The sequence below is a fragment of the Granulicatella sp. zg-84 genome (assembly GCF_010892375.1).
GTDB lineage: Bacteria > Bacillota > Bacilli > Lactobacillales > Aerococcaceae > WM01.
In genome coordinates this window covers 17,985-39,733 of sequence record NZ_WNJX01000008.1, presented here as the reverse complement: position 1 = coordinate 39,733, position 21,749 = coordinate 17,985, and the positions used below count along the sequence as shown (strand labels likewise).

Below are 21,749 nucleotides of genomic sequence, written 5' to 3'. Positions count from 1 at the left end.
ACATTATATCAAAAAAATACTAGTTTGAATACTATAAGGACTTATTTTTTATCCGTAAAATAACTGTTTTGGTGAAAAGGGATACAATATAATATAGATATCAAATGGTCAATATTATATCACTTGATTATTTAGAAAAATTAGGAGGAAAAAACATGCATGCAAGAGCAAATATTACAGAATTTGTAGGAGTAAATCCTATTGGAGAAACAATAGGTCTAGTCATTGCAAATGTAGATCAACAAATTTTAGATGCTATGAAATTGGAGAAAAAATATCGTTCTATCGGTGTTATTGGTGCTAGAACGGGTGCAGGTCCTCATATTTTAGCAGCAGATGAAGCCGTTAAAGCAACAAATACAGAAATCGTGAAAATTGAATTAGCACGTGATACAAAAGGTGGAGCAGGTCACGGAAATTTAATTATTTTTGGTGGCGACGATGTATCTGATGTGAAAAGAGCGGTTGAAGTAACATTACAAGAAGTGACACGTACATTTGGTGATGTGTATGGAAATGATGCAGGACATATTGAATTACAATACACAGCTCGTTCTAGTCAAGCGTGTGAAAAAGCATTTGGTGCACCTATTGGAAAAGCATTTGGTTTAATTGTTGGAGCACCTGCAGCGATCGGTGTTGTTATGGCTGATACAGCTGTTAAAGCTGCAAATGTTGATGTCATTGGTTATGCATCTCCTAGTGATGGCACAAGTTTTTCAAACGAAGTTATCCTATTTATTAGTGGAGATTCTGGAGCTGTTCGTCAAGCAGTTATTTCAGCAAGAGAAGTTGGTAAAACATTATTAGGTACATTGGGAGATGAACCAACAAATTCTCAACCGTCATATATTTAATAAAATGAGCATAGGAGAAAAATCATGAAATCAAAAAGATTTGAAGCATTAAGAAATAGACCTATCAATAAAGATGGTTTTGTGACTGAGTGGATAGAAGAAGGACTTATTGCAATGGAAAGTCCAAATGATCCTATTCCAAGCATAAAAATTGAAAATGGTGTTGTTGTCGAATTAGACGGCAAAAAACAAGCAGATTTTGACTTGATTGACCAATTCATTGCGACATACGGTATTGATTTGACAAGAGCCGAAGAAGTTATGCGTATGGATTCTAGAGATATTGCCAATAAAATATTAACACCAAGTGTTCCAAGAGAAGAGATTGTACCATTAACAACAGCAATGACACCTGCCAAAATTGTTGAAGTGGTTAGTCATATGAACGTTGTTGAAATGATGATGGCAATGCAAAAAATGCGTACAAGAAAACCAACGGCTACACAATCTCACGTAACAAATGTGAATGATAATCCTGTTCAAATTGCAGCAGATGCTGCTGAAGCTGCTTATCGTGGATTTGCAGAACAAGAAACAACTGTTGCCGTTGCACGTTATGCACCATTTAATGCTATTGGGATTATGATCGGTTCACAAGTTGGTCGTCCTGGTGTACTAACACAATGTGCCCTTGAAGAAGCAACAGAATTAGATTTAGGAATGCGTGGATTTACAGCTTATGCAGAAACAATTTCTGTATATGGAACAGAAGATGTCTTTACTGACGGAGATGATACACCTTGGTCTAAAGCCTTTTTAGCATCAGCTTACGCTTCTCGTGGATTGAAAATGAGATTTACATCTGGTACAGGTTCAGAAGTGCAAATGGGACAAGCAGAAGGAAAATCAATGTTGTACTTAGAAGCACGTTGCTTATATATTACAAAAGGTGCTGGAGTACAAGGTATTCAAAATGGTTCTGTATCTTGTATTGGGGTACCAGCAGCAGTACCGTCTGGTATTCGTGCGGTATTAGCAGAAAACCTAATTGCTACAATGCTTGATTTAGAATGTGCATCTTCTAATGACCAAACATTTACACATTCAGATTTAAGACGTTCTATTCGTACATTGATGCAATTTGCACCAGGAACAGATTTTATTAACTCTGGATATTCTTCTGTACCAAACTATGACAATATGTTTGCTGGTTCTAACTGGGATGCAGAAGACTTCGATGATTATAATATTTTACAACGTGACTTAAAAGTAGACGGTGGATTAAGACCAGTTAAAGAAGAAGATGTTGTTAAAGTAAGACATAAAGCAGCTAGAGTGATGCAAGCACTATTTAAAGGGTTAGGCTTACCAAAAATTACAGATGAAGAAGTGGAAGCAGCAACTTATGCACATGGTTCTTTAGATATGCCTGCACGTGATAAAGTTGAGGATATTAAAGCCGCTGTTAATTTATTAGAACGCGGTTTAACAGGTATTGATTTAATTAAAGCATTGGCAAAAAATGGCTTTAGCGATATTGCTGAAGAAATTTTGAACTTATTTAGACAAAAAACAGCCGGTGACTTTTTACAAACATCTGCTATTTTTGATAGTAAATGGCAAGTTATTTCTGCAATTAACTGTCCAAATGATTATGTTGGTGTTGGAACAGGACATCGTTTAGTTGGAGAAGAGTGGGAAAAAGTTAAAAATATTCCAAATGCCATTGATCCACGTGATATTTAAGGAAAAATAGGAGGAAAAAGATATGGTAGAGGTAAATGAAGCCTTATTAAAATCTGTTATTCGTGATATTTTACAAGATGTATTAAAAGAACAGGCTAATCAAAAACAAGATGTTGTAAAAACACCAGAAAAACCGGCACAAGTACGTTATGAAGATACAGTGTTAAGAACCATTGGAACAGCACAACCAAGTCATTCTGTTGATGAAGTTGTGATTGCTGTAAGTCCTTCTTTTGGACGTGCACAAACAAAAACAATGGTAGATATTCCTCATAAAGAAGTATTAAGACAAGTTATTGCTGGTATTGAAGAGGAAGGATTAAAAGCAAGAATTGTACGTGTTTATCGTTCATCAGACGTTGCTTTTGTGGCTGTTGAAGGAGATCACTTATCAGGTTCTGGTATTTCTATTGGTATACAATCTAAAGGAACAACGGTTATTCATCAGCGTGATTTACCACCTTTAAGCAATTTGGAGTTATTCCCACAAGCGCCATTATTAACAGCTGAAACATATCGTTTAATTGGTAAAAATGCTGCGAAATATGCAAAAGGTGAAACACCTAATCCTGTGCCTACATTAAATGATCAAATGGCACGACCAAAATATCAAGCATATTCTGCATTGCTACATATTAAAGATACAAAATGTGTCGTTAAAGGGAAAGCAGCAGAAGAATGTGAGCTACTTTAATAAAAAAAGAAAAGGAGCAAAGAAACATGTCAGAAATTGATACATTATTAAAAAAATTATTGGACAATGTTCAGAGTGAAGAAGTTGGAGTAGAGGATTATCCTATTGCACAAAAACATCCAGATTGGATAAAAATTGGAAAAGATAAAACGTATGCAGATATTACATTGGAAAATGTTTTAAATGATACAATTACAGCAAAAGAGTTAAGAATTTCTTCTGATATTTTAAAAAAACAAGGGGATATTGCTACAGCTGGCGGACGTCCAACGATTAAAAATAATTTTTTAAGAGCCGCTGAATTAGTAAGAGTTCCAGATGAACGTGTATTGGAAATGTATAATGCACTTCGTCCATATCGTTCATCAAAAGAAGAATTATTGGCGATTGCTACTGAATTAGAAACAAAATATGATGCACCTATTTGTGCAGGTTTTGTGAAAGAGGCAGCTTTACATTATGAACGTCGTAAAAAATTAAAAGGCGATAATTAGTCAGTTAGGAGAAAACGTATGAAAACAGTTATCGGTATTGATATTGGTAATTCATCAACGGAATCAGCTTTAGCGACTGTTGATGACACAGGAGTCGTACGGTTTGTTTCTTACGGAATTTCTGATACAACAGGTATCAAAGGAACAGTTGACAATGTTCATGGTATTTATCAATCCATTGAAAAAGTATTAAAAGATACACCATATACTTTAGAAGATATTGATTTAATTCGTATCAATGAAGCTACTCCAGTTATTGGTGATGTGGCAATGGAAACCATTACGGAAACGATTATCACTGAATCAAGTATGATTGGACATAATCCAAGAACTCCTGGAGGAATTGGGCTAGGTGTCGGTGAAACAGTGAACATTGTCGATTTGATTTCCAAACCAATGGATAAAGATTATATTGTTATTGCACAAAAAGAAATTGACTTTGATATGGTGTCTGAACTAATCAATGCATACGTGAAACGTGGGTATTCGATTGTTGGGGCTGTTTTACAAGCAGATGATGGTGTTTTAGTGAATAATCGTTTGCATAAAAAAATACCAATTGTTGATGAAATTGCGTTTATTGATAAAGTGCCTGTTGGTATGCTTGCTGCACTAGAAGTTGTTGAAAAAGGAAAAGTTATTTCTGAGTTATCAAACCCTTATGGGATTGCAACGGTTTTTCAGTTGAACTCAGAAGAAACAAAACATATTGTACCGATCGCAAGAGCATTGATTGGGAATCGTTCAGCAGTTGTTATTAAAACACCTGAAGGAGATGTTCAATCAAGAGTTATTCCAGCGGGAAATATTCAGATTATTGGAGAACATCGCAATTCTCAAGTGAATGTATCTAAAGGTGCACAATGTATCATGGAACATATTGTCGAAGTAGGTACGATTAAAAACGTCACTGGAGAATCTGGGACAAATGTTGGTGGTATGTTAGAAAAAGTTCGACAAACAATGTCTGAATTGACTGGGAAAAATTCTCAAGATATTTATATTAAAGATATTTTAGCAGTTGATACAGTTGTACCAATTGATGTTAAAGGCGGTTTAGCAGGAGAATTTTCAATGGAGCAAGCTGTCGGTATTGCTTCAATGGTTGAGTCTGACAAGTTACAGATGTCTTTGATTGCACGTGAAGTATCCGATACGTTAAAAATCCCAGTAGATATTGGTGGATTAGAAGCAGAATCTGCGATTTTAGGGGCATTAACGACACCAGGAACAAATAAACCATTAGCTATCTTAGATTTAGGAGCAGGGTCAACTGATGCGTCTATTATCAATGAAAAAGAAGAAATGGTATCGGTGCATTTAGCCGGTGCAGGTGATATGGTAACAATGCTTATTAATTCAGAACTAGGTTTAAATAATAAGCATTTAGCTGAAGACATTAAAAAATATCCATTAGCAAAAGTGGAAAGTTTATTCCATATACGTCATGAGGACGGTACTGTTGAATTTTTTGAACATCCGTTATCAGCAGATTTATTTGCACGTGTGATTATTGTAAAAGATAATAAAGAGTTTGTACCATTGATGCAAGATGATGTATCTATTGAGAAAATTAAGCTAGTTAGACAAAGCGCTAAACAAAGAGTTTTTGTAACAAATACTATTCGTGCGTTAAAAACAGTAAGTCCAACAAGCAGTATTCGAGATATTCCATTTGTTGTTATTGTAGGGGGCTCAGCCCTTGATTTTGAAATTCCTCAATTTGTAACAGATGCTTTATCACATTATGCTATTGTTGCTGGACGAGGTAATGTTAGAGGTATCTGTGGTCCAAGAAATGCTGTAGCAACAGGTCTTGTTCTAGCGTATGCCAAAGAATTGATGAAAAAATGAGAGGGTGATATTGATGAGTATTTATGCACAGAAAAAACCCACAATCAATATTTGGCTTGATGATAAAATTGATGAAAAAGATATTCAAGAGATTTGTTATGGCATTGAAGAAGAGGGCATTCCTTTTTCCGTTGCTTATAAATCATCGAATCATAATGCTGTGACATTGAGCTATCAAGCTGCTTTAGAATCTGATTTATTAGTCGGTATTGGTGGAACAGCAACAGAATTTGTTCTGCATTATAAACATTTACCAACAGAGCGCTTTTTGTATCGGTTAAATCGAAAACAAGAAACAACGCCTCGAGAGTTGAGAATTTTAGGAAGTAATGCAGCAAAATTAGTAAAAGGTGAACCTTTTATTGTATCAAGTGTTTTTGAAAAATCATTTTAACGTAAAGGAGATGACAATATGAATAACTTAAAAAGTAAGCAACTTTTGAAGCTATTGGTGATTTGTTTTAATCAATTATGCGATGAAGTGCATACGTCGTTTGGAAAAATAAGTTTGAAAAAAATTGCATCTACTTTGCAAAATGTCACGATTGATAATGTTGTTTCTGCCAGTGATGCTGCTTATTTGCATAAGATTCATTCAGAGTTATCGGCAAATTGCTGGCAAGAGATAACTGTATCAGGTGAAACGCTCTTGATGATAAAAGAACTTGTGGAAATCTTAGTACATGACTATAAAGACGATATATCGAATGATTTGTGTGATTATATACAAAAAGTTTATGAAGTTGCGGTGTTGTCTGAAAAAATAGATTATCAAGAGCATATTTATGAAAAAGTATTGCAAGAAGTTTGTCATACACAAACAAGACAAAGTATTGATTTGCATGAAAAAGCGACTGGGCTATTACGTAAGAGTATTGAGGTTGCGCATGAATTAGGTGTATTGATTGTTTTTAGTTTAGTGGATGCACATGGACATGTGATTTTAACATATTGTATGGAAAATGCTCTTTTAGTCAGTCAAGAAATGGCTTATAAAAAAGCATATTCAGCCGTTGCGATGAAAATGCCAACAAGACAGTTAGCACAGTTAACAAAAATAGGAGAACCTTTATATCAATTAGAAACGATGTCTGATAATACGCTTGTTAGTTTAGCGGGGGGAGAACCTATTTATTCAAATGGTCTGCTAATTGGTGGATTAGGAATTAGCGGTGGTTCATTGGAGCAAGACCAATATATTGCAGAGAAAGTGTTAACTTATTTGTATACAGAGTAATCATAACGTTGGAGGAGAGAATATGACGAAAAAAATATGTGCCATAAATGCTGGGAGTTCTTCTTTAAAATGCCAGTTATTTGAGATGCCGGAAGAAAAACTTATTATGAAATGTTTGTTTGAAAAAATCGGACAAGAACATTCTAGTTTGACTTTGACGTATGACAATCAAGTATTTAAAGAAGAACATACTTTTAATACACATCAAGATGCGATTAGTTGTTTGTTACAGTTGATGATAAAATTGGGTATTGTTGACAATTTATCTGAAATAAGTGGAATTGGACATCGAGTTGCACATGGTGGAGAGTTTTTCAAAGCCTCAGCTATTGTTGATGATCGAGCGTTAGAAGAAATAGAAGCTTTAGGTGCTTTAGCACCTAGTCATAACCCAGTAAATGCCAAGGGTATTCGTATTTGTCGTGAGTTGTTGCCTAATTCACTTCAAGTAGCTGTTTTTGATACAGCATTTCATCAAACATTGGAAAAGGAACATTTTTTATATCCTATTCCATATGAGTACTATAAAGATTTTAGCATTCGTAAATATGGGTTTCATGGAACCAGTCATCAATATATTTATCAAGTATTAAAACAACAAAAGGCGTATAAAACAGTGCCTTTAAAAGTGATAAATTGCCATTTAGGTAATGGATGTAGTTTATGTGCTATAAAAGATGGTAAATCTGTGAATACGTCCATGGGATTTACACCACTAGCTGGTGTAATGATGGGTAGTAGAAGTGGTGATATTGATGTTAGTATTCTACCGTTTTTACAAGAAAAAACCAATATGACACCACAAGATATGTTACAGATGCTTAATCAACAATCAGGTTTATTAGGTATTTCTACTGTGTCAAACGATATACGTGATATTTTAGCATTGGTCGAACAAGGAGATGAACAAGCTTGTTTAGCTATTGAGATGTTTACGAATCGTATTGCACAAACGATTGCTAGCTATATTGTTGACTTAGGTGGAGTAGATGTGATTTCTTTTACAGCTGGTATTGGAGAAAATGCAGCCTATATTCGTGAAAAAATCATTCAAAAATTAGCTTGCTTTTCTATTTTTGTAGATAAAGTGGCGAATGAAAAAAATAAATTATTTATTCACGCTGCAAAATCAAAAGTAAAAATTGCGATAGTACCAACAAATGAAGAACTAATGATTGTGAAAGATACTTATGCATTATTATGCAATGTGGATAAATAATCTAATTTATTAAACTAAAATGCTTACATTCTTTTGACAGTTTGAACATTTTGTAGTAGAATTTATTCGACACGACGATGTGTACTCGATTTTTTATGTTAGCAATGGAGCTACAAGAAACAGATAGAAAATGTTTTTTGTGGCTCTTTTTATTTTTTAAAAAGAGTATTTTTGCGTTGTGAACAAAAAAACATAAGGACTGATTGCATGAAACAATTTATGTTAGCAGGTGTATCAAGTGGTGTTGGAAAAACGACCATTACACTAGGTATTCTAAAAGCTTTAGCAAATAGAAACTTAGTCGTTCAACCTTATAAAGTCGGACCAGATTATATTGATACAGCCTATCATACACGTATTGCCAAACGACCTTCACGCAATTTGGATAGTTTCATGATTCCAGATGAAGATCGCTTGAAATGGTCTTATTCTAAATGGCATCAACAAGCAGATGTTGCTGTCATTGAAGGGGTTATGGGATTTTATGACGGTTTAGGCACTGATAAAGATTGTGCTTCATCGGCTGAAATTGCTAAAAAAATGGGTGTGCCCGTTATTTTAATTGTAGACGGAAAAGCGACTTCAACGTCTGCAGCAGCCATTGTACACGGTTTTGCTTCTTTTGATAAAGATGTCAATATCGCAGGTGTCATTATCAATCGTGTGGCCTCTCAAAATCACTACGAACTGATCAAAGGTGCTATTGAGCGTTATACAAATGTTGAAGTCTTAGGGTATTTCCCTAAAAACATCAATGTTGAATTACCATCAAGACATCTTGGATTAATTCCAGATGTTGAAATGGAAAATTTAGATAAAACATTTGATACATTAGGTGAATTAGCAGAACAATATATCCAATTAGATAGATTGTTAGAAATTGCTGATTTACCTAGAGTAGAACAAGTAAGCCCTTTTAAAACAAAAGATTATACTGGTTTAAAAATGGCTTATGCTTTAGACGATGCTTTTCATTTTTACTATGAAGATAATCTTGATCTGTTAAAAGATTTAGGTGTGGAACTTATTCCATTCAGCCCATTAAAAGATAAAAGCCTTCCTAAAGCAGATGTGTATTATTTTGGTGGAGGATTTCCTGAAATTTATGCAAAAGAATTGGCAGAAAATCAATCCTTTAGACAGTCTGTTTATCAAGCCTCTATAAATGGTGCCCCTATCTATGCTGAATGCGGTGGGTTGATGTATTTAGGTAAATATTTAGAAACAGACGGTCAAATATTTGATATGGTTGGTGTATTTGACGGAAAAAGCGTCATGACACCAAGACTTAAAAAATTCGGCTATTGCCAAGCAACAACGAAAGTAGATAGCTTATTTGGAAAAGCGGGTACACAAGTACGTGGACACGAATTTCATCATTCAACATTTGAAACAAATGAACCAACTGTTTTAGATATGGAAAAAACACGTGATGGAGAAGTTGTTTCTCGTTGGGATGGTGGCTACAAAGTACGTCGTACATTTGCAAGTTATCTACATGTTCATTTCTACCAAAATGAAGAATTATTGTTTAATTGGTTAGATGATGTGAAAGAGGCAATGAACAAATGATTGCCATTATATCAATTTTTATTGCAGTCATATTGGACTGGTTAATTGGAGATCCATATCATTGGCCACATCCAATTAAATGGATTGGTAACTACATTTATTTTTGTTTAAAACAACAAGAAAAATGGAAATTAAATGGCTATTTATTTGGGGCACTTTTATGGATAACAACCGTATCGTTAACCGGAGGTATAAGTTATGGTGTTCTATGGAGTGTACAGCAATTACATAGTATTGTTTATTGGATAGTGTGGACATATTTGGCTTATACGACACTAGCTGCTAAAAGTCTTGCTTTTGAAGCAATGAAAGTTTATCGAACATTGGTTTATGGAACGATTGAAGAAGCACGATATCAAGTTGGTATGATTGTTGGAAGAGATACAACTGAATTAACGAAAGAAGAAATTCGAAATGCTACCATTGAAACAGTGGCAGAAAATACGAGTGACGGTGTTATAGGACCACTTCTTTGCCTATTTATTGGCGGACCGGTATTGGCAATGATTTATAAAGCCATTAACACATTAGATTCTATGGTGGGATACAAAACAGAAAAATACAAACAAATGGGATTTGTATCTGCCAAAATAGATGATATTGTCAATTTAATACCGGCACGTTTGACATGGCTTTTGCTTATGCTTGCCAGTGTTGTGTGTCAATTAAATGTGAAGCAAGCAATAATGATTGGCATTAGAGATCGTTATCAACATGCCAGCCCAAATAGTGCTTTTCCAGAATCTGTTGTTGCAGGTGCTTTAGGCATCCAATTAGGCGGAACACATGTATATCATGGACAAGTCATTGAAAAACCAATGATTGGAGAAAAACAAAGAGAAGTCGACAATCAAGATATTTTATCAACCATACAATTATTATTTATCAGTAATGCACTTGCTTTAATGTTATTTACAGTAACGGCATTATCAATCTATATTTTTTAACATTAGGAGATTAACAAAATGAGTTATATTAAAGACCCAAGTTCAATCGAAGCAAAAAGCTTCCAAATTATTCAATCTATTATTGACGAAGAACATGCAGGATATACATTTAAAGATGGTATGGAAGAAAGTATTATAAAACGTGCTATCCATACATCTGCTGACTTTGATTATTTATATAATTTAAAATTTTCAAATGATGGCGTTCAAAATATTATTCGTGCTTTAGAAGAAAAAGGAACGATTTTCACAGATACAAATATGGCATTAAGCGGTATTAACAAACGTATTTTAGATGAATTAGGCGTGAAATACAGCTGCTTAGTCAACGATGAAAATGTTGCGAAATATGCAAAAGAACATGGTATTACACGTTCAATGGCAGCTATTGAATATGCTGCTACAGTTGAAGGGCCAAAAGTCTTTGTATTAGGAAATGCACCAACGGCTGTTTATAAAGTGATTGATATGGTTAATGAAGGTAAACTTGTTGCTGATGCTGTTGTTGGTGTACCAGTAGGATTTGTTGGTGCTGCTGAATCTAAACAAGCATTACACGACAGTGATATTCCAGCTATTTCAGCTTTAGGTAGAAAAGGTGGAAGCAATGTTGCGGCAGCCATTATCAATGCGATTTTATATCAATTACAATATAAAACAGAAGACTATCAACGCTACTATACACCAGACAAGAAAGACTAGTAGTTTTAGAAAGAAGGCTTTATCAAAGTGGAAGAGTATGCTTACGTTAATGGTAAGAAATTAAAAAAAGGGTATACAACAGGAACGTGTGCAACAGCTGCAACGGTTGCTGCCCTTTATATGATATACAATCAAGAAATTGAAGATAAAGTAACGGTTCATACAGCTTCTGGTGTAAAAGTAACCGTGTCTTTACACGATCAATCCTTTGGAGAAAACACAGCAACAGCAGCCGTTGAAAAAGACGGTGGTGATGATGCAGACGCAACACATGGTATGTTGATTTACTCAACTGTTACTTTATTACCAGACCAAAAAGAGATTATCATTGATGGTGGTGAAGGTGTTGGTCGAGTGACTAAAAAAGGTTTGGCAATCAGCGTTGGAGAAGCTGCTATCAATCCAACACCAAGACGTGTCATAGAAGAAGCAGCAAGGGAGATTATTGGTGAAAACTGTGGTGCAAAAATTGTTATTTGGGCACCAGAAGGTGAAAAACGTGCTTTATTAACGTACAATCCAAGATTAGGTATTGTTGGCGGTATTTCTATTTTAGGAACAACAGGGATTGTTAATCCAATGTCAGAAGATAGTTGGAAAGCAGCTATTACAGTGGAATTAACAATGCTGTATAAAACAGGCGCAACAAGTGTTGTTCTAGCACCGGGAAATTATGGTGAAGATTTTGCGACAGGTACAATTGGTATTAATAAAGAACGTATTGTGAATATGAGTAATTTTATTGGGCATGTTCTAAAAGAAGTACAACGTATTGGCTTTACAAAAGTATTGATGATTGGGCATATGGGCAAACTTGTAAAAGTTGCAGCAGGTATTTTCTCAACGCATAGTAAAGATGCTGATGCACGTATGGAAACATTGATTGCTAATTTAGCATTATTAGGTGCACCAATCGAGTTATTACAAGAAGTTGATAAATGTTTAACGACAGAATCAGCAGGTGAAGCTATAGAAAGATATGGATATACGCATGTGTATCAAGTGATTGCCGATAAAATTAAAGGACGCAGTGAACGTTTATTAAAATATAAAGAACCAAAAGTCGAAGTGGATGTTGTGATTTTTTCTTCTGATACAGGCTATTTAGCATCAACAAAACCATTAGAAGATATTAAGGAGGAATGGGTATGATTTATGTCATTGGTATAGGTCCTGGAGATACACGTTATGGATTATTAGGACATGAAGATTTATTTAAAAAGGCTGATTACATTATTGGAAGTGATCGTCATTTAGAAATTTTACCTGAAGAATATGCACACAAAGGTGTTGTACCTCCTAAAAAATTATTGGCTTTAGAAGAATTATTACGTAGTTATGATGAAGATAAAACACTTGTGTATTTAGCTTCAGGAGATCCTCTAATTTATGGATTAGGAAAATGGTTATCCGAGAAATTTAAAGGTCAAGTAGAAATTATGCCAGGTGTTAGTGCTATGCAATATTTGGCAAGTAAAGCATTTATTCCAATGAATGATGCCTATTTGACAAGTAGTCATGCCAAAATCCCTAATTTTGATTTGATTATGAGTTTATCAAAAGTGTTTATGGTTACAGATGATCATGTTGGTCCGTATCAAATTGCTCAAGAAGCTGTACAACGTGGTTTAAACAAACGTGTGATTATAGGTGAAAATTTAAGTTATGACGATGAAAAAATAACATCATGTCTTGCACAAGATGTTGAAGATAGAGAATATAAAATGAATGTGGTGGTGATCATGGATGAGAGATAATGAATTTATTCGTACAAAAGTACCTATGACAAAAGAAGAAATTCGAGCTATTAGCATAGATAAATTACAATTACACCGTGCAAAAAGAATGCTAGATGTTGGTTCAGGTACAGGAAGCGTGACTATTCAAGCAGCACATATATATCCAGAGTTAGATGTTGTTGCCATTGAAAGAAATCCAGATGCCGTAGCATTAACATTAGAAAATATTGAAAAATTCAACTGTAAAAATGTTACCTTACATGAAGGGCTTGCCCCTATCTCATTAGAAGGGCAGTTTGATGCTATTTTTGTAGGTGGTACAGGTGGCAATATGCGTGAAATTTTTGACTGGTGTCATGAATTACTCGTGCCGGGTGGACGTTTAGTCTTAAACTTTATCTTATTAGAAAATGCCATTGAAGCAGCAGAAATCGCTGAAGAAATGGACTGGCAAGAATTGGAAGTAACAAGTATTCAAGCAGGTCGTTGGACAGGTTTAGGCAAAGGCCATTATTTTAAACCACAAAATCCAACGATTATCGTATCGTGTGAAAAGGCATTAGAAAATCAAGAAGCACAAGAGAGTGCACAAGCATAAACGGATTAAAGAGGAGAAAAACTATGTCAAAAGTACATTTTGTTGGTGCAGGACCAGGAGATGTGGATTTAATCACATTAAAAGGATATAAACAATTATCACAAGCGGATATTGTTATTTATGCCGGTTCATTAGTTAATCCAGCATTATTAGAATACTGTAAAGAAGGCGCAGAAATTTATGATAGTGCGAGCATGCATTTAATGGAAATCATTGATGTCATGGAAGCAGGTGTTAAAGCAGGAAAAGATGTTGTGCGCTTACAAACAGGAGATTTTTCTATTTATGGTTCTATTCGTGAACAAACAGAAGAAATGAAAAAACGTGGTATTGAATTTGATTGCACACCAGGTGTTAGCTCATTCTTAGGAGCAGCCTCAAGTATTGGAACTGAATATACAGTACCAGAAGTATCACAAAGTGTCATCATTACACGTATGGCAGGTAGAACACCAGTACCAGATCGTGAATCATTAAGAAGTTTTGCACAACACAGAACATCTATGGCGATTTTCTTATCTATTCATGGTGTTGAAAAAGTTGTTGAAGAATTAGTAGAAGGTGGGTATCCAGTAACGACACCGGCAGCTGTTATTTACAAAGCAACATGGCCTGAGGAAAGAAAAGTATTTGGTACATTAGAAACAATAGCAGACAAAGTAAAAGAAGCAGGTATTACAAAAACAGCTTTGATTTTAGTTGGTGATTTCCTAGGAGAAGAATTCTATTATTCAAAACTATATCATGAGGAATTTGAACATGAATTCCGTCACGGGAAAAGTAGCCATGCAAAATAATCATCAATCAACCTATGCTATTGTTGCTTTAACAGAGGTTGGAAAAAAAACCGCACTCACATTACAAGAAAAATTAGATAAAAAAAGTACGGTATATACAATGCCTAAAATTTCTGATGAAAGAACGGTTGCTCTACAAGGAAGTCCTGTTAAAGCTATCGCAACACTTTTTACAGAAGTTGATGTATTAATTTGTATTATGGCGACAGGTATTGTCGTGCGTTCTATTGCACCAGTAGTTGCTGATAAAGCAGCCGATCCAGCTGTTATTGTTATGGATGAAAAAGCAACAAATGTCATCAGCTTATTAAGTGGGCATTTAGGAGGAGCAAATACGATTGCTACACAAATTGCTGAATTATTAGGTGGTAATCCGGTGATTACAACAGCAACTGATGTTCAAAATGTGGCAGCATTAGATACTTTAGCCCAATCTGTTAATGGTTGGCGTAGTGAATTACGTCCATTCATTAAACCGTTTAATAGTTATTTAGGTAGTAAAAAAACCGTTTATTTCTATCAGGAAAAACCATGGGTTAGTGATTTTCGTGGTCTAACAGTCATTGGAAAAGATGATTTAGAAAATGTGTTACAAGGAAGCGATCCTATTATTGTGATGACAACAGAACAGATGGATGTTTTTAGAGATGATGTAGCCGTTATTTATCCTAAACCATATATTTTAGGTGTTGGTGCTAGAAAAGATGTAGCTGCAGATGTTTTTGCACAAGGATTTCATCTATTCTGTCAGCAAGAAGGCATTCATCCAAATGAGATTTCTAAAATCGTGAGCATTGATGTAAAAAAAGAAGAGCATGCCATTTTAGAACTTGCTAAAACATTGTCATGTCCTTTTGAAACATTTACAAAAGAACAATTATTAGTCGTAGCAGACAAATACCCACAATCTGAATTTGTGAAAAAAACAGTGGGTGTTGGAAGTGTTGCTTTAGCAAGCGCTGATGTTGCAAGTGGTGGTCAAGTATTAACCGATCGCTTTGCAAAAGACGGATGTACGTATGCTTTAGCAAAATATCCAGTACAAAGATAAAAAAGATGCACATATGAAGGAGAAAAATATGTTATACGTTATTGGCTTAGGACCAGGTAAAGAAGAATTGATGTCACGTGAGGCATTACAAGCTATTGAGGATTGTGAAATTATTGTTGGTTATTCAACATATATGCGTTTAATCCGTGATTTAGTAAAAGATAAAGAGCATGTTGCAACAGGTATGCGTCAAGAAATCGATCGTTGCCAAAAAGCGATTGATTTAGCGATTGAAACAGGTAAAAATGTTGGTGTTGTATCAAGTGGAGATGCCGGTGTATACGGTATGGCTGGATTGATTTTAGAATTAATTGGTGAAGATTCTGATTTAGAAGTAAAAGTTGTTCCTGGTATTACAGCAAGTTTAGGTGCTGCTGCGGTAATGGGTGCTCCATTGATGAATGACTTCTGTCATATTAGTTTAAGTGACTTGATGACACCAATGCCTATTATTGAAAAACGTCTACATGCGGCTGCACAAGGAGATTTTGTTATTTGCTTGTACAACCCAAGAAGTAAAGGTAGACCAGATCATTTATCAAAAGCATTATCTATTATTTCTCAATATAAATCTGAAGATACTATTGTTGGTATTGGTAAAGATATTGGTCGTAAAAAAGAAGAGTATGTTTTAACAACAATTAAAGACTTAGATGAGTCATTAGTAGATATGACAACTATTGTTATCATTGGAAATAAAGAAACATACATTAAAAATGGCCGTATGGTGACACCAAGAGGATACACATTATGATGAAGTTATTATTTGGTGGAACATCAGATAGTACTGCTATCTTAGGATTATTAAATGAATTAAATATTTCGGTTACCACATCTGTGGTAACCGACTATGGTAAGCATTTAGCTTCTAAATATGGACAACCCGTTATCCAAGGAAGATTGACTGCTGAGGATATGGTGTCTTTTATTAAAGAAAATAATGTCGATGAAATCATTGATTCGACACATCCATTTGCCGATATTGTATCAAGGGAAGCAATGCGTGCTGCAGAAATGGCTGGTGTAAAATATATGCGTTTTGAACGTGTTGCAACATCAGATTTAAGTGGTGCGATTGTTGTTTATTCAACACAAGAGGCGATTGAGGTTATCAAAGATTTAGGACATGTCGTTTATTTAGGCACAGGAAGTAAAACATTGCCTTTATTCGTTGATGGTTTACCAGATAAACGCATTATTGCTCGTGTGTTACCAACATCAGAGGTATTACTTGCTTGCGAAAAAATCGGTATGGTAGCCGATCAAATTGATGCTATCAAAGCACCATTTACAAAAGAATGTAATAAAGAATTATTAAAACGTGCGAATGCCAATGTTTTTGTCACAAAAGAAAGTGGCGATGTTGGTGGGGTGCGTGACAAGATTGATGCATGTTTAGAATTGGGTATTGATTGTGTGGTTATTTCACGTCCAAAAGTTGAATATCCAGCAATGGTATCAACAATTGATGAATTACGTGATTATTTGGTAAAACAATAATCAAAAGGAGAATAAAATGTCTGGATTAGTAACATTACTAGGAGCAGGTCCTGGAGATGAAGAATTAGTAACTGTCAAAGGACTTAGACGATTAAAAGAAGCAGATGTTGTTGTGTATGATAGATTAGTCAATCAAGCACTTCTACAACACGTAAAACCTACAAGTGAAAAAATTGATGTTGGTAAAGCACCAAACATGCCTTGTGTGAAACAACGTGATATTGAAGCAATTTTAATCGAAAAAGCAAAAGAAGGAAAACATGTTGTCCGTTTAAAGAGTGGCGATCCTTATGTTTTTGGTAGAGGTGGAGAAGAAGGCATTGCTTTAAAAGAGGCAGGTATTCCTTTTGAAGTTGTACCAGGTGTGACATCTGCTATTGCAGGATTAACATACGCAGGTATTCCAATTACTTATCGTGATATAGCAACAAGTTTCCACATAATTACAGGTCATTTACAAGATGAAAATGAAGCATTGAACTGGGATGCTATTTCTCAATTAAAAGGAACACTCGTCTTTTTAATGGGAATGAAAAATTTAAACAATATTGTAACAGAACTTGTGACAAGAGGATTTGATAAAGAAACGCCTGTTGGTATTGTTGAATGGGGAACACACCCACAACAACGTTCTATTAAAGGAACGCTGGAAACAATTGTATCCCTTGTATCAGAGCATCAATTTAAAGCACCAAGTGTTATTGTGATTGGTCAAGTTGTTGCGTTTAAAGATGATTTGAATTTCCATGAAGCACTCGCTTTATTTGGTAAACGTGTGTTAATTCAACAATCTGAAACAGGTAAATTGCCAAAATTATTAAAAGATGCGGGTGCTAGTGTTTATACGTTCCCAGCAAGAAATACGTTCTTAAAACAACACTTTACATTACCTGATTTAGACAAAGTTAATGGTTTATTCGTCACAGACGCACATAGTTGGAAATATTTCTTAACTGAATTAGTATCGCAAGGTAAGGATATTCGTTCATTACAAGACAAACATATTTATACATTAGGACATCATACATTAAAAGCTGTCAAAGAAACAGGTGTTTTAGTGGACTTATCTGTTAATCAGTTTGATGATGCAATGCTAGTGGATGCTCTAAACAATAAACAAGAACAATTTATTGCACTTGTTGATAAAGAAAAACATGAAGCAATGACTGAAGTATTCAAAGACATTATAGCTTTAGAAACACATGATGTGACATTTGATCATGCCGTTCTATCTGATAATTGGCAAGACCTTGATGTTATTTGTTTACCAAATTCAGTTGCAGCACAAACATTGGTTGCTGTAAGTGAACAAGTTGATGTTTCTTTAAAAGAAAAACCAGTGATTGTTATGGGAGAAATGACAAGAAAAGTGGTTGAGAAAGCAGGATTTACAACAATTGTTGAAACAGATGAACCGACTATTTTATCTATTGTCAAAACATGTGAACGTATTTTAAATTAGGGAGGGATAGACATGACTAAAGCCATTTTAGTTGTGAGTTTTGGGACAACATTCCCAGAAACAAGAAAAAAAACAATTGAAGCTTGTGAAAATGCCATTCAACATCAATTTTCTGAATATAAAGTATATCGTGCATTCACATCAAATATTGTTATTAGACGTATTTTAAAACAAGAAGATTTGCACATTGATACAGTGGCACAAGCATTGGAAAGAATGTATCAAGAAGGTGTTACGGAAGTTTATGTACAACCATTGCATATGATTTTAGGTGATGAATATGAAAAAGTATTGGTACAAGCGATTCAATTTGAAGATAAATTTGATGTATTAAAAATTGCCAAACCTTTATTAAGCAGTATTGAAGATTATGAAGCTATCAAACGTATTTTATTAGATAAATATGGTCAATTTGGAGAAGAAACGGCAACGGTGTTAATGGGACACGGAAGTCAACACTATGCTTTCACATCTTATGCTGCCATCGATCACATGTTAATGAATGAACCTGTTTATGTAGGAGCTGTCGAAAGTTATCCTGATGTTGAATTGATTGAAGAACGATTAAGACAAACAAATGTAAAACACGTTCATTTAGCACCATTTATGTTAGTTGCTGGGGATCATGCAACAAATGATATGGCTTCTGATGAAGAAGATTCATGGTATACATATTTTAGTAAAAAAGGATATACAGTCACAGCCCACTTGATTGGTTTAGGTGAATATAAAGAAATACAACAATTATATATTCAACATTTATTAGATGTGATTGCATAATAGGAGAAAATATGGCGAAATTTTACGGAATTGGTGTTGGACCAGGAGATAGTGAATTAGTGACAATAAAAGCAAGTCGCTTAATTCATGATTTAGATATTTTATACACACCTGAAGCAAAAAAAGGTGCAAAAAGTTTAGCATTAACAATAGCTGAACCATATATTAAAAGTGATTTAGAAATTAAACAAAGACATTTTCCAATGGTTCGAGCAAAAGAAGAAAAACAAGGGCAGTGGGAACAAATTGCCCAAGAAATTGTGGAAGATGTGAAAGCCGGTAAAAATGTAGGTTTCATTACATTGGGTGATCCAATGGTATACAGCACATACAGTTATTTATTGGATATTGTCAAAGATGATATTGATACACAAACGATACCTGGAATTACGTCTTTTTCAAGTATTGCGTCATTCTTAGGGCAACCATTAACAATGGATGAAGAATCTTTTGCCGTTGTTCCAGCAACAGCAGGACATGACAAAATAGAAGCCGCATTACGTCATCATGAAACGATTGTTTTGATGAAAGTGGCAAATCATTTATCCGTAGTTTTACCATTATTGGAAAAATATGAGTTATTGGATAATACATTTTTAGTAAGCAACGCAACAATGGATAAACAAACAGAGTTAAAAGGTGTTAGAAATCTTTCTGTGGATGAAAAACTAAGTTACTTTACAACAATGATTGTAAAGAAAAATCCACTTTAATGATATATACAAAAGAATAGATAGGTCATTTATCTATTCTTTTGTTCCATGTGTTTATTATTTAACACATTATGTGTTAAACATAAAAAAAGTTGTGGGATGTTTCAATTTTTTCAAGAAAGGAGTGTAACCGTTTTTTTAGAAATGTTCTGTGACAAACAAAGGAGAAGAAGTATGAAAAAATCAGTAAAAAACATTGTGATGTTTTCCGCCTTGATTGTTTTATTTATGTTGATTTCATCACAATCAGCTCATGCAATGCATATTATGGAAGGCTATTTACCACCTTTATGGGCAGGTATTTGGTTTATTGTATTTATTCCATTTTTCATTTTAGGTTTAGTTCAAATGAAAAAAATTGTAGCAGAAAATCCGAAAAATAAAACAATGTTGGCATTATCTGGAGCATTTATTTTTATTTTATCAGCCTTAAAAATTCCCTCTGTTACAGGCTCAACGTCACATCCAACTGGTGTTGGATTAGGAACAGCGATGTTTGGACCTAGTGTTATTAGTGTTTTAGGAACGATTTGTTTATTATTCCAAGCGCTATTGCTTGCTCATGGTGGGTTAACGACATTAGGTGCAAATGCATTTTCAATGGCGATTGTAGGACCTTTTGTTGGTTATGCTGTCTATAAATTAGCGTTAAAAATGAATGTATCAACACGTATATCTTTATTTTTATGTGCGTTTGTTGCAGACATCGCAACATATTTTGTTACATCTGTTCAATTAGGATTAGTTTTCCCTGATGCAGAAACAGGTGTTGTTGGTGCTATTGTGAAATTTATGGCAGTCTTTTTGACAACACAAATTCCAATTGCGATTGTTGAAGGTTTATTAACAGTTGTCCTATACAACTTAATTACATCAGCCGATGTTGAAAAAGCGGGGGTATTCAAATGAAAAAACAAAACATTCTTTTACTTTTAGCTGCCGTTTGCGTAATGTTAGGTGCTTTTGTGTTTGCACCTAAAGATGCTGAATATGGTGGTACCGATGATGCAGCAGAAACAGCCATTAAAGAAGTTCAACCAGACTATGAGCCATGGTTTGAATCTTTATATGAGCCAGCTGGTGAAGTTGAAAGCTTATTATTTACATTACAAGGAAGTATTGGTGCAGGGATTATCTTCTATGTGATTGGTTACAATAGAGGAAAATCTAAAAATGCTAACGCTTGATAAATACGCACATGAAAATCGTTTAAAACATGTGTCGCCAGAAAAGAAATTGTGCATCTATATTGGATTATTACTACTCAGTTTTTCTGGTATAGCGTGGGTTCAATTAGCTGTTATAGGAGTAATTGCTCCTATAACAGTCTATATTGCCCGTGTGAAGTGGACAGTTTATGCCAAATGGCAACTTGTTATTATTCCTTTTATTTTTATTAGTTTATTGACATTTGTTTTAACGTACGGAAAAAATATGCATACTTTTGTTTTCTCTATCCCTGCGTTTCATGGATACATTGGTATGACTGAAAAAAGTATTCGTTTAGCTTTGGAGATTTTATTACGTGTGTATAGTTCATGTGTGTCAACTTATTTTTTCGTGTTGACCGTTCCCTTTTCTCAACTCATTCAGTTGATGAAAAAATGTAAAGTGCCCACATTTTTATTGGACATTATTGTCTTAATGTATCGCTTTATTTTTTTAGTTTTATATGAATTTATCACAATGAGAGATACGCTAGATCTGAAATTTTCGTTTAAAGGCTTTAAAAATAATTATCATGCATGGGGGATACTATGTAATACTTTGTTTATAAAGTTATTACATGATAATGATGTATTAAATGATGTATTGGCGTTGAAATTTGAACAGGAGTAATACAGAAA

24 protein-coding genes are annotated in these 21,749 nt (G+C 34.5%); all 24 read left to right on the top strand.

Annotation, left to right across the window (positions count from 1 at the left end):
* Positions 1-155: 155 nt before the first annotated feature.
* The 24 genes from pduB to cbiQ all read left to right on the top strand — a co-directional run bounded on the left by pduB (position 156) and on the right by cbiQ (position 21,741).
* The gene (gene pduB / locus GMA06_RS02775) at positions 156-857 is read left to right on the top strand and encodes a propanediol utilization microcompartment protein PduB (protein ID WP_163545285.1); all 702 of its coding nucleotides are present in this window, start codon (positions 156-158) and stop codon (positions 855-857) included.
* A gap of 24 nt (positions 858-881) precedes the next feature.
* Positions 882-2,543, top strand: coding sequence for a propanediol/glycerol family dehydratase large subunit (locus GMA06_RS02770; RefSeq protein WP_163545241.1), 1,662 nt, complete (start codon positions 882-884; stop codon positions 2,541-2,543).
* A 22-nt stretch (positions 2,544-2,565) separates the two neighbouring features.
* Entirely contained in the window at positions 2,566-3,237 is a 672-nt protein-coding gene (locus GMA06_RS02765) for a propanediol/glycerol family dehydratase medium subunit (RefSeq protein ID WP_163545240.1), read from the top strand.
* 26 nt (positions 3,238-3,263) lie between these two features.
* Entirely contained in the window at positions 3,264-3,731 is a 468-nt protein-coding gene (locus GMA06_RS02760) for a diol dehydratase small subunit (RefSeq protein ID WP_163561611.1), read from the top strand.
* A gap of 18 nt (positions 3,732-3,749) precedes the next feature.
* Positions 3,750-5,585 carry a diol dehydratase reactivase subunit alpha gene (locus GMA06_RS02755; RefSeq protein ID WP_163545238.1) on the top strand — a complete coding sequence of 612 codons (1,836 nt, stop codon included), beginning with the start codon at positions 3,750-3,752 and terminating at the stop codon, positions 5,583-5,585.
* A gap of 13 nt (positions 5,586-5,598) precedes the next feature.
* The gene (locus GMA06_RS02750; RefSeq protein ID WP_163545237.1) at positions 5,599-5,979 is read left to right on the top strand and encodes a glycerol dehydratase reactivase beta/small subunit family protein; all 381 of its coding nucleotides are present in this window, start codon (positions 5,599-5,601) and stop codon (positions 5,977-5,979) included.
* 18 nt (positions 5,980-5,997) lie between these two features.
* A complete protein-coding gene (locus GMA06_RS02745; RefSeq protein ID WP_163561610.1) occupies positions 5,998-6,822 on the top strand; it encodes a heme-binding protein in 825 nt (274 codons plus the stop codon).
* Positions 6,823-6,844: 22 nt separating this feature from the next.
* Positions 6,845-8,041: an acetate kinase gene (locus GMA06_RS02740; RefSeq protein WP_163561609.1), complete on the top strand. Its 1,197-nt coding sequence runs from the start codon at positions 6,845-6,847 to the stop codon at positions 8,039-8,041.
* Between the two features lie 207 nt (positions 8,042-8,248).
* Positions 8,249-9,613, top strand: coding sequence for a cobyrinate a,c-diamide synthase (locus GMA06_RS02735; protein ID WP_163561608.1), 1,365 nt, complete (start codon positions 8,249-8,251; stop codon positions 9,611-9,613).
* A complete protein-coding gene (cbiB, locus tag GMA06_RS02730) occupies positions 9,613-10,560 on the top strand; it encodes an adenosylcobinamide-phosphate synthase CbiB (RefSeq protein ID WP_163545284.1) in 948 nt (315 codons plus the stop codon). The genes GMA06_RS02735 and cbiB overlap by 1 nt, the downstream gene beginning before the upstream one ends.
* A gap of 18 nt (positions 10,561-10,578) precedes the next feature.
* On the top strand, positions 10,579-11,262 hold the full coding sequence (locus tag GMA06_RS02725; RefSeq protein ID WP_163545233.1) for a cobalt-precorrin-8 methylmutase: 684 nt from the start codon (positions 10,579-10,581) through the stop codon (positions 11,260-11,262).
* 27 nt (positions 11,263-11,289) lie between these two features.
* The gene (gene cbiD, locus GMA06_RS02720; RefSeq protein WP_163545232.1) at positions 11,290-12,414 is read left to right on the top strand and encodes a cobalt-precorrin-5B (C(1))-methyltransferase CbiD; all 1,125 of its coding nucleotides are present in this window, start codon (positions 11,290-11,292) and stop codon (positions 12,412-12,414) included.
* Entirely contained in the window at positions 12,405-13,019 is a 615-nt protein-coding gene (locus GMA06_RS02715; protein WP_163561607.1) for a cobalt-precorrin-7 (C(5))-methyltransferase, read from the top strand. Before cbiD ends, GMA06_RS02715 begins: the two co-directional genes overlap by 10 nt.
* On the top strand, positions 13,009-13,599 hold the full coding sequence (locus GMA06_RS02710) for a decarboxylating cobalt-precorrin-6B (C(15))-methyltransferase (RefSeq protein WP_163561606.1): 591 nt from the start codon (positions 13,009-13,011) through the stop codon (positions 13,597-13,599). The genes GMA06_RS02715 and GMA06_RS02710 overlap by 11 nt, the downstream gene beginning before the upstream one ends.
* A gap of 23 nt (positions 13,600-13,622) precedes the next feature.
* Positions 13,623-14,396, top strand: coding sequence for a cobalt-precorrin-4 methyltransferase (locus GMA06_RS02705; RefSeq protein ID WP_163545229.1), 774 nt, complete (start codon positions 13,623-13,625; stop codon positions 14,394-14,396).
* Complete coding sequence (locus GMA06_RS02700; RefSeq protein WP_163561628.1) at positions 14,386-15,447, top strand: cobalt-precorrin 5A hydrolase; 1,062 nt, start codon at positions 14,386-14,388, stop codon at positions 15,445-15,447. The genes GMA06_RS02705 and GMA06_RS02700 overlap by 11 nt, the downstream gene beginning before the upstream one ends.
* Before the next feature lie 28 nt (positions 15,448-15,475).
* The gene (cobJ, locus tag GMA06_RS02695) at positions 15,476-16,201 is read left to right on the top strand and encodes a precorrin-3B C(17)-methyltransferase (protein ID WP_163545228.1); all 726 of its coding nucleotides are present in this window, start codon (positions 15,476-15,478) and stop codon (positions 16,199-16,201) included.
* Positions 16,198-16,947 (top strand): precorrin-6A reductase, encoded by a 750-nt coding sequence (cobK, locus tag GMA06_RS02690; protein ID WP_163545227.1) that lies wholly within the window; start codon positions 16,198-16,200, stop codon positions 16,945-16,947. Before cobJ ends, cobK begins: the two co-directional genes overlap by 4 nt.
* Positions 16,948-16,963: 16 nt before the next feature.
* Positions 16,964-18,409, top strand: a complete 1,446-nt coding sequence (gene cobA / locus GMA06_RS02685) for a uroporphyrinogen-III C-methyltransferase (RefSeq protein WP_163561605.1) — start codon at positions 16,964-16,966, stop codon at positions 18,407-18,409.
* 12 nt (positions 18,410-18,421) lie between these two features.
* Positions 18,422-19,189, top strand: a complete 768-nt coding sequence (locus GMA06_RS02680; protein ID WP_163545225.1) for a sirohydrochlorin cobaltochelatase — start codon at positions 18,422-18,424, stop codon at positions 19,187-19,189.
* 11 nt (positions 19,190-19,200) lie between these two features.
* Entirely contained in the window at positions 19,201-19,902 is a 702-nt protein-coding gene (locus tag GMA06_RS02675) for a cobalt-factor II C(20)-methyltransferase (RefSeq protein WP_163545224.1), read from the top strand.
* A gap of 174 nt (positions 19,903-20,076) precedes the next feature.
* Positions 20,077-20,811: an energy-coupling factor ABC transporter permease gene (locus GMA06_RS02670; RefSeq protein WP_163545223.1), complete on the top strand. Its 735-nt coding sequence runs from the start codon at positions 20,077-20,079 to the stop codon at positions 20,809-20,811.
* Positions 20,808-21,089, top strand: a complete 282-nt coding sequence (locus GMA06_RS02665; RefSeq protein WP_163545222.1) for an energy-coupling factor ABC transporter substrate-binding protein — start codon at positions 20,808-20,810, stop codon at positions 21,087-21,089. The genes GMA06_RS02670 and GMA06_RS02665 overlap by 4 nt, the downstream gene beginning before the upstream one ends.
* A complete protein-coding gene (gene cbiQ / locus GMA06_RS02660) occupies positions 21,076-21,741 on the top strand; it encodes a cobalt ECF transporter T component CbiQ (protein ID WP_163561604.1) in 666 nt (221 codons plus the stop codon). Before GMA06_RS02665 ends, cbiQ begins: the two co-directional genes overlap by 14 nt.
* The last annotated feature ends 8 nt before the right edge of the window (positions 21,742-21,749 follow it).

Excerpts from the sequence above, each read along its gene's own strand:
- GMA06_RS02665 (WP_163545222.1), top strand. The coding sequence starts at position 20,808 with ATGAAAAAACAAAACATTCTTTTACTTTTAGCTGCCGTTTGCGTAATG.
- cobJ (WP_163545228.1), top strand. The coding sequence starts at position 15,476 with ATGTTATACGTTATTGGCTTAGGACCAGGTAAAGAAGAATTGATGTCA.
- GMA06_RS02735 (WP_163561608.1), top strand. The coding sequence starts at position 8,249 with ATGAAACAATTTATGTTAGCAGGTGTATCAAGTGGTGTTGGAAAAACG.
- GMA06_RS02700 (WP_163561628.1), top strand. The coding sequence starts at position 14,386 with ATGCAAAATAATCATCAATCAACCTATGCTATTGTTGCTTTAACAGAG.
- cbiQ (WP_163561604.1), top strand. The coding sequence starts at position 21,076 with ATGCTAACGCTTGATAAATACGCACATGAAAATCGTTTAAAACATGTG.
- GMA06_RS02725 (WP_163545233.1), top strand. The coding sequence starts at position 10,579 with ATGAGTTATATTAAAGACCCAAGTTCAATCGAAGCAAAAAGCTTCCAA.
- pduB (WP_163545285.1), top strand. The coding sequence starts at position 156 with ATGCATGCAAGAGCAAATATTACAGAATTTGTAGGAGTAAATCCTATT.
- GMA06_RS02740 (WP_163561609.1), top strand. The coding sequence starts at position 6,845 with ATGACGAAAAAAATATGTGCCATAAATGCTGGGAGTTCTTCTTTAAAA.
- GMA06_RS02750 (WP_163545237.1), top strand. The coding sequence starts at position 5,599 with ATGAGTATTTATGCACAGAAAAAACCCACAATCAATATTTGGCTTGAT.
- GMA06_RS02765 (WP_163545240.1), top strand. The coding sequence starts at position 2,566 with ATGGTAGAGGTAAATGAAGCCTTATTAAAATCTGTTATTCGTGATATT.
- GMA06_RS02760 (WP_163561611.1), top strand. The coding sequence starts at position 3,264 with ATGTCAGAAATTGATACATTATTAAAAAAATTATTGGACAATGTTCAG.
- GMA06_RS02710 (WP_163561606.1), top strand. The coding sequence starts at position 13,009 with ATGAGAGATAATGAATTTATTCGTACAAAAGTACCTATGACAAAAGAA.
- GMA06_RS02715 (WP_163561607.1), top strand. The coding sequence starts at position 12,405 with ATGGGTATGATTTATGTCATTGGTATAGGTCCTGGAGATACACGTTAT.
- cobK (WP_163545227.1), top strand. The coding sequence starts at position 16,198 with ATGATGAAGTTATTATTTGGTGGAACATCAGATAGTACTGCTATCTTA.
- GMA06_RS02680 (WP_163545225.1), top strand. The coding sequence starts at position 18,422 with ATGACTAAAGCCATTTTAGTTGTGAGTTTTGGGACAACATTCCCAGAA.
- GMA06_RS02670 (WP_163545223.1), top strand. The coding sequence starts at position 20,077 with ATGAAAAAATCAGTAAAAAACATTGTGATGTTTTCCGCCTTGATTGTT.
- GMA06_RS02770 (WP_163545241.1), top strand. The coding sequence starts at position 882 with ATGAAATCAAAAAGATTTGAAGCATTAAGAAATAGACCTATCAATAAA.
- GMA06_RS02705 (WP_163545229.1), top strand. The coding sequence starts at position 13,623 with ATGTCAAAAGTACATTTTGTTGGTGCAGGACCAGGAGATGTGGATTTA.
- GMA06_RS02745 (WP_163561610.1), top strand. The coding sequence starts at position 5,998 with ATGAATAACTTAAAAAGTAAGCAACTTTTGAAGCTATTGGTGATTTGT.
- GMA06_RS02675 (WP_163545224.1), top strand. The coding sequence starts at position 19,201 with ATGGCGAAATTTTACGGAATTGGTGTTGGACCAGGAGATAGTGAATTA.
- cobA (WP_163561605.1), top strand. The coding sequence starts at position 16,964 with ATGTCTGGATTAGTAACATTACTAGGAGCAGGTCCTGGAGATGAAGAA.
- GMA06_RS02755 (WP_163545238.1), top strand. The coding sequence starts at position 3,750 with ATGAAAACAGTTATCGGTATTGATATTGGTAATTCATCAACGGAATCA.